Here is a 4,156-nt window from a genome sequence, read left to right as displayed (position 1 = left end):
ATGAGGGAGGCCTGGGCGCTGTCGGGGCAGGCGAGCCGGACCATTTCGAGGGAAGCGCCCTTGCGGAGCTGGACGATCTTGCCGGATTGACGGGAGGGACGAGCGTTGCTGGTCATGTGAGGTCCTTTCCTTCACGATTTGACCGAAGGCTCGAGCCGACCCCTGCCGGCCCTCCCTTCGGGCGCGGGCAAAAGAAACCGGCGGAAAGACGGGGGCTTCAGGGTCCGCACGGACCGAGCCGAGCGAACCTATCCTGCGGGCCAGCAGGGCTTATCAAGCCCTGGCGCAGTTCCGCGGGACCGGTTTGGCGAGGATGGTGCGTGCGGCCGCACCGCGGCGCGTCAGCGGCCTTGAAGGCTCCGGCCGCCGGTTTACGACCGCGACCAGAACCGAAGGGAGGCCGGAAGAGTTGGCATTCCACCGGCGCCCAATGTGAAGGAAATGACCGTGGCAGGTTGGTATATGCTCCTGCCGTCACAATACGGCTTGCGCATCCGCTTTGCTGGTCGGCCCGTTGCTGATGGTCTTTGCCCTGACGGAGAGGATCGCCCGCTCCTGTCGTGAGAGCTTTCGGCTGAGGGCATCGATTTCGCCGCGCCGCTGGAAGCTGAGCTGTTCGACATAGGCCCGGAACGCAGCCTCATCCGACCGCGTCCACCGCGATCCCCCGCGGGGATGTCTTCGGATCTTCGCCTTGGCTGTCGTGGTCATGCGTTCTGCCCTGGCGGAAATCTGCCGTTCGATCCGTTCAATATCGCCCTCGTCTGCCGGTGCGCCGATTCCTTCCGGCAGAGAAGGTTCGATCGCGTTCTGGCCATCATCATGTCGCACACTTTTGCACCAGCGTTGGCCATTGCGGAAACGGCGTGGTTCCGGGCCCGTAGTCGGACGGGATGGCAACCGGAGCCATGGACGCGGCCAGGTCTTCGCCAGCGACGGCCCAGTCGAGAATGCTGCCTGCCGCAGGCACAAGTGTCGCGGGGCGGTCGAGTTGTGCCTCGAGAGCGGCAGTGATTTCTGCGCGGGGATTGGGGCCGTTCGTATCGACGACAAGGTGGATGGCAACGAGAAAGGTGCTCATGAGGAGGGTCTTCCTTTTGGATGGACGAATTCGGGGGCGCGGATCGAGATGAGAACGGCGCGTTTCCATGCGTCGGCGCCCGTAAATCGGGCGCTATGGCGCCAGTGTTGGATGACAAGGCGGGGACGGGCGCCTTCAAGCCGGAAGCCGACGCGCCAGCCAAAGGCTGTGGCGATGAGTTTCCAGGGGACCTGGCATCACCGCCGCCATCCGACAAAGCTCGACGGGCCGTCGTAGATTTCGTGCCGGTCGGGATCGACGACGAAACCGAAACGGCCGATCTCGTATTCGCCGGACGGAACGAGGAACCGGCGTTGCTCGGCCTCTCGGTCCCGGTGGCCGCCAAGGGTCGCGATGACCTCCACATGACGGCCGTGATGCTCGGACCTGATGGCGGAGATCACAATCCAGTCGCTGGCGTGCCGCGCATGAAACGCACGCCGATCCTTTTCATGAGACTGGCCGGGCGCGAGCACGATTGCGAAGATCGCTTCCCAGGCATCTGGCCAGCTGTCTTTCACGGTCTGCTCGGCGCAACGCCGTTCGAAGCTCGTGAAGAGATGCGGAAAGGTGAGCGCAACGATCGCCCATTCCGCGTCTTCCTCGTACCAGCCGGCAGGCCGGCGAAGTCGCCGATCGACCTTCGCATTGCGGTCGGTCGCAAGATGGAACCCGCCATGGCCAGCGGTGGAATGGCAGACGACACCCTCGGCAAACACTGTCGCACCTTGCGACGGTCCCCATGGCGTGTATATGCGGGAGCGGATCTCGCGCCGTCCGAGGGCACGCTTTTCGCGGGCATGCTCTGCCTGTTCGAGCACCTGGGCGCGGAACGCCTCTTGATCGACGAGCACACCGCCATGCCCGTAGAAGTCCTTGCGGAGGAGCTCCTCAAGCGGGCGGCGTATTCGCCAGGCATGCCCAAGAAAGAACGTTTCGGCGCGACCGGGCAGCATGGCGAAAGCTGTGTCGCCGAACTGTGCAACCGGAAACCCTTCGAGACTGATGGCGAAACGAACCTCCGGCCCCGGCGTCAAATCTGGCCCTTCTTGATCGGAGGTCATGCCGCCCTCCCCTCGCCGCCATCGGTGGCGGTTTCATCGGCGGTCACTTCCTGCAGAACGGCATTGGGATAGCCGTGACGCGACAGCCACTCGTCGGCCGCCTGCCGGTTCTGGGCGACATGGACCAGCTCGCCGGCGTCACCGGGACGATCGAGCACGAGGAACGCGCCGACCGTCGGCCGCTCGACGACCGAGAACGCGAGCCCGCTATCGACCGAGAAGGTCCTGAAGAGCCGACGTACGATGACGGCCTTGCTGCCGAAGTCCCCCTCATGAAGCGTGAAGCTGGCCGGGATGGTGGTCTGGCCAACGACGGTGGCGGCCTGTTTCTTGACGAGCCGGCCCGTATTGTTGTGGCGCTCCCAGGCTTGGAGCTTGCGGCGGTGCCGTTCGGGTGGGCGCGGCGTGCCGTCAGAATAGCGGATGATCGCACCGAGCGGAGCGGTGTCGAAGATCAGTTGCGCGGACATAGGTGATGTCCTCCTTGTCTGATGTATGGAAGCGGAAACGCCGCCGGACGATGCCGGCGGCGTGAAAAGCGTTCGGAAGGATGAAGGCCGCTATTCGGCGGCTTCGCGGAAACCTTCGGAGACGGCATCCGGGTCGATGTCGCCCTCATCCGGTTCGTCGACGGAGCCGTCGGCAGCCCCCTCGTCTTCGTCCTCGACGATCTCGTTGTGGGCCTTCCAGTCGGCAAGTTCGTTCGCGTCGGGCGCGAACAGCGCCGACACGTGGACGAAGCGTTCTTCCTGGAAATACTCGACGAGGGCGGCGCGGGTGTCGCGGACCTTGTTGCGCGGCAGCACCGACGTGTCTGCACATGCGGCCTCAAGCGCCTGCCGGGGGAGGCACAGAAGGAAGTCCTCTGTGCCCATATTGGGCAGGAAGGTGTCGGCCCCGACGACGGCGCCGGCGATCCGCGAGACAATGCCGCTGTTCGACATGTTGCGGCGGCACGACAGCACCTCAATCAGCACCGAGCGGACCGCGACGCGGAGCGTGTCCTTGTCGAAGGTGAGATTACCGGTCTCACCGACGAGGGTGGCGGCATGGGGCGCGATCTGGCTGCGGAACGACCCTGTATTGCCCGATCCAGTGTCGACGCGGACGTTCTGACCGGCAAAGGCGATGACGAGCAGCGCCATCAGCGTGTCGTCCTCGATCGGCGCACGCTGTAGCGCCTCGTGAAGCGCATCGGTGCGGAAGTCCCCGATCATGTCCTGGCCCTTTTGGGTGACGTCCGGGCGCTGCGCCGGCGCGACGGCGCCGCCATCCCCACCCTTGCCTTTCGCCGCCTTCGGCTCGGGCATCCGGTAGACGACGGATTGCACCTTGCCCTCACGGTCGAGATACATGGCCGTGCAATCGGACTTCTTGGGCTTGCCGTAGACCCGCTCGGCCTTCTTCGGCAATTCCGGCTGGCCCCAATTGTTGGACTCGGTGATCATGCCATTCTTCGGCAGGTTGTTGGTCATCCACTCCTGCTGGGCGCCCAGGAAGGCCTCGACATCGGTCGTATAGCGGCTGTCTTCATCGGCAGGCGCAAAGAGATCTTCGACCCAGGCAATGCCGTAAGCTTGCGCCAGCTCGTCGTCGAAACTGGCGTCGCGCGCATACATGCGGGTCTTCGAGAGGCCGTTGGCGACCGACCACCAGGTCGTGGTCTCGTTCTTCTTGGGCTTGTGGGCCTTCCAGACCTCCTTCTGTTCGGCAATCGAGGCGGCGGCGATCGTCCGTAGCTGCCGCTCGTCGGGCATGTCGCCCTTGGCCATCTGGTCCAGCATAGCCGGAAGCACATTGGCGAGAAGCCGCAGCTTCTTGATCTGGCGCACCGAAAGCGACAGCGCCGCGGCGATGCCTTCCTCGGTCCAACCGAGCGCGACAAGCCGCTCGATGGCCCGCCACTGATCGACCGGGTTGAGCGGTTCGCGGGCGATGTTCTCGACCATGGAGCGCATGGCGCCGCCATCCTCGGCCGCATCGGTCACGATGACCTCGATCTCCTCGAGCT

General features: G+C 64.6%; 5 protein-coding genes. All 5 read right to left on the bottom strand.

Annotated features, from left to right (window positions below; genetic code table 11):
- Window positions 1-474: 474 nt before the first annotated feature.
- Window positions 475-831: a hypothetical protein gene (locus MRY80_RS01655; RefSeq protein WP_293287280.1), complete on the bottom strand. Its 357-nt coding sequence runs from the start codon at window positions 829-831 to the stop codon at window positions 475-477.
- Complete coding sequence (locus tag MRY80_RS01650) at window positions 821-1,081, bottom strand: hypothetical protein (protein ID WP_293287278.1); 261 nt, start codon at window positions 1,079-1,081, stop codon at window positions 821-823. Before MRY80_RS01650 ends, MRY80_RS01655 begins: the two co-directional genes overlap by 11 nt.
- Before the next feature lie 197 nt (window positions 1,082-1,278).
- Window positions 1,279-2,145: a hypothetical protein gene (locus MRY80_RS01645; protein WP_293287276.1), complete on the bottom strand. Its 867-nt coding sequence runs from the start codon at window positions 2,143-2,145 to the stop codon at window positions 1,279-1,281.
- Window positions 2,142-2,615 carry a hypothetical protein gene (locus tag MRY80_RS01640; protein WP_293287274.1) on the bottom strand — a complete coding sequence of 158 codons (474 nt, stop codon included), beginning with the start codon at window positions 2,613-2,615 and terminating at the stop codon, window positions 2,142-2,144. Before MRY80_RS01640 ends, MRY80_RS01645 begins: the two co-directional genes overlap by 4 nt.
- Before the next feature lie 90 nt (window positions 2,616-2,705).
- A partial coding sequence (locus tag MRY80_RS01635) for a plasmid partitioning protein (protein WP_293287272.1) occupies window positions 2,706-4,156 on the bottom strand: 1,451 nt, incomplete at its 5' end.

It is taken from the genome of Oricola sp., from assembly GCF_022763245.1.
GTDB lineage: Bacteria > Pseudomonadota > Alphaproteobacteria > Rhizobiales > Rhizobiaceae > Oricola.
This window is presented reverse-complemented; position numbering and strand designations above follow the sequence as displayed.

Bases quoted from the DNA above. Each gene is read 5' to 3' on its own strand.
- MRY80_RS01640 (WP_293287274.1), bottom strand. From the start codon at position 2,615: ATGTCCGCGCAACTGATCTTCGACACCGCTCCGCTCGGTGCGATCATC.
- MRY80_RS01650 (WP_293287278.1), bottom strand. From the start codon at position 1,081: ATGAGCACCTTTCTCGTTGCCATCCACCTTGTCGTCGATACGAACGGC.
- MRY80_RS01645 (WP_293287276.1), bottom strand. From the start codon at position 2,145: ATGACCTCCGATCAAGAAGGGCCAGATTTGACGCCGGGGCCGGAGGTT.